This window comes from Legionella sp. (assembly GCF_049790535.1).
Classification (GTDB): Bacteria; Pseudomonadota; Gammaproteobacteria; order Legionellales; family Legionellaceae; genus Legionella.
On the sequence record NZ_JBAQZB010000045.1, the window covers coordinates 1 to 2738 of the forward strand.

The window sequence follows — 2738 nt, forward strand, 5'->3', positions numbered from 1 at the left end:
CAAACAAAGAAATACGACTAGCCCAAACGACTCTTTACTACGGTGGTTTCCCGGAAGATGAAGCTGATTTACCTTATTTATCATCAACTCCGTTATTTAGTGCTCCTCGGCCTTTTAAGCTTAGCCCTCATTTAGGGCTGTATCCTATAGTAGATAGTTATAAATGGGTAGAAACTCTGGTACAGCTTGGCGTAAAAACAATACAATTACGGATTAAGGAAAGAACAAAACTAGTTGAAGATGAGATAAAACGCAGTATCGCTTTGACTAAAAAGTATGATGTAATTTTATTTATTAATGATTATTGGGATTTGGCATTAAAGCTGGGTGCAGAAGCCGTGCATTTAGGACAATCAGATTTGGATAGTGCCGATCTTAAGGCCATCCAACATAAAGAAATGTTACTAGGAGTTAGTACGTATTGCTACTATGAAGTAGCACGCGCTCATGCTATTTGTCCTTCTTATATTGCAATAGGACCAATTTATCCAACCACCAGTAAAAAAATGACTTTTGAGGCGCAAGGCATTGCGATGTTACGACGTTGGAAGCGTACTTTACATTATCCTTTAGTAGCAATAGGGGGGATAAGTCTTGAACGTGCATCGGAAGTTGTAGCTACGGGCGTGAGTGGTATTGCACTTATTTCTGCAATTACTCAAGCTAAAGATCCACGATTAGCTACGAAGCAGTTTTTAAGCCTAATCTAAAGGATCTTTAAAATTAGCTTGGTTTTCCGCTTGGATTCATTTACCTTCTGGTTAATTCGCTATATGATGTGACGCGATTGATTAATTGTAGTTTTAGGAGATATGTATGAGTTTTTTTATTAGTGAGGCATTGGCTGCAGCGGCCACATCTGCATCACCTCAAGCAGATGGAACTTTTTCGCTCATTATGATCGCTGCTATTTTTGTATTGTTCTATTTTATGCTGATTAGACCACAAAACAAAAAGGCAAAAGAACATCGTGATTTGATAAGCCGTTTAAAGAAAGGTGATGAAATTATTACTTCTGGCGGTATATTAGCTAAGGTAGTTAACCTTAATGAACAATATATTAAAGTCAGTATTGCAGATGGCGTAGAAATCAGTTTACAAAAGGGCGCCGTTAGCACAGTGCTGCCAAAAGGCACTTTAAAATCTCTTTAAGTTAGTCATAGGGACACGGAAACATGCATAATAAATATCCTCTATGGAAAAACCTGATGCTTGTTGTTATTGCGATCATCGGGTTCATATACGCCATACCTAATTTATATACAGAAAATCCTGTAGTACAAATTTTAGCTGAAACACCGGTAGATTATGAGGAGTTAAAAACTCAGATTGAAGGTATTCTTCAAAAAGATAAGCTTTCATATAAGTCCGCCTCTGCTCAAGATGGAGGTGTTGAAGTAATTTTTTCATCCACTGATTCTCAGCTATTAGCTCGTGATGCAATTAAAAATGCTTTGGGCAACCAATACACTGTTGCTTTAAATTTAGCTCCTGCGACTCCACGCTGGTTACGCTCCATTCGCGCTGAACCAATGAAGCAAGGCTTAGATTTACGAGGCGGTGTGCATTTCTTGTTGGAAGTTGACATAGAAAGTGTAATTAGTCGTCGTTATGAAGGAATGATGAAGAATATTAGTCAGTCCTTGCGTGAAATTGGCGTGCGTTATTCGGGCATACGTTATATAGCGGATAAGGGTATTAATTTAAGTTTCCGTGATCAACAATCAATGGAACAGGCTTTTGCTGAATTAAAATTAAAAATACCTGATGTGCTTTTTGTAAAGGGCAAAGCTGAGAACGTAATTATAGCGTCAATTTCACCTGTTGAGCTAAACAACATACGCCAAAATACTATTGAACAAACAATGAGTATTTTACGTAATCGAGTCAATGAGCTGGGTGTTGGTGAAGCGGTAGTACAACAGCAAGGGACAACTCGTGTTGCTGTGGATTTACCAGGAATTCAAGATGCGGCGCGTGCTAAACAAATTCTTGGTGGTACAGCAACCCTACAGTTTTACCTGGTCGATCAGGATAATGATCCGCAAATCGCCAAACAAACTGGTTCTGTTCCTGTAAGTGACAAGCTATTTATGATGGATGGACATCCTATCTTGTTAAAAAGACAAGTAGTTCTAAGTGGTGATTCCATTACCTCTGCTGTTTCAAGCTTTGATCAACAATCAGCAAGCCCAGCCGTACAAATCCAATTAGGTGGGGGCGGTGAGAGTTTATTTACTAAAGTTACTCGTGAAAATATTGGTAAGCGTATGGCTATTGTTTATGTGGAAACAAAAAATACCATACAAACAATTAACGGGGTTGATACTCGCTCGACCCATCGAGATGAACGTGTAATTAGTGCACCAGTAATACAAAGTGCATTAGGTAATAATTTCCAAATTACTGGTCTTACTAACAGTAAAGAAGCAGCTAATTTAGCTTTATTACTTCGAGCAGGAGCATTGCCTGCAGCAATTTATCCAATAGAGGAACGCACCGTGGGTCCTACTTTGGGTAAAGAAAACATTCGTCGGGGCATGGTTTCTTTAGCCGTAGGTATGGGGTTAATTTTAATCTTGATGTTATGTTATTACCGTATTTTTGGATTATTTGCAGATCTTGCATTAATACTTAATCTGGTTTTATTATGTGCCTTATTGTCAATGATTGATGCCACACTGACGCTTCCAGGTATTGCGGGGATCGTGCTTACTGTCGGTATGGCGGTTGATGCT

At 38.8% G+C, this 2738-nt stretch carries 3 protein-coding genes; all 3 read left to right on the forward strand.

Annotated features, from left to right (window positions below; translation table 11 throughout):
• The coding region (gene thiE / locus WA877_RS02220) for a thiamine phosphate synthase (RefSeq protein WP_425169311.1) at positions 1-710 on the forward strand (710 nt) is incomplete at its 5' end.
• Between the two features lie 106 nt (positions 711-816).
• Complete coding sequence (gene yajC, locus WA877_RS02225) at positions 817-1152, forward strand: preprotein translocase subunit YajC (RefSeq protein ID WP_425169312.1); 336 nt, start codon at positions 817-819, stop codon at positions 1150-1152.
• A gap of 23 nt (positions 1153-1175) precedes the next feature.
• Positions 1176-2738: protein translocase subunit SecD (secD, locus tag WA877_RS02230; RefSeq protein ID WP_425169313.1), on the forward strand; the 1563-nt coding region annotated here is incomplete at its 3' end.

Bases quoted from the DNA above. Each gene is read 5' to 3' on its own strand.
- yajC (WP_425169312.1), top strand. From the start codon at position 817: ATGAGTTTTTTTATTAGTGAGGCATTGGCTGCAGCGGCCACATCTGCA.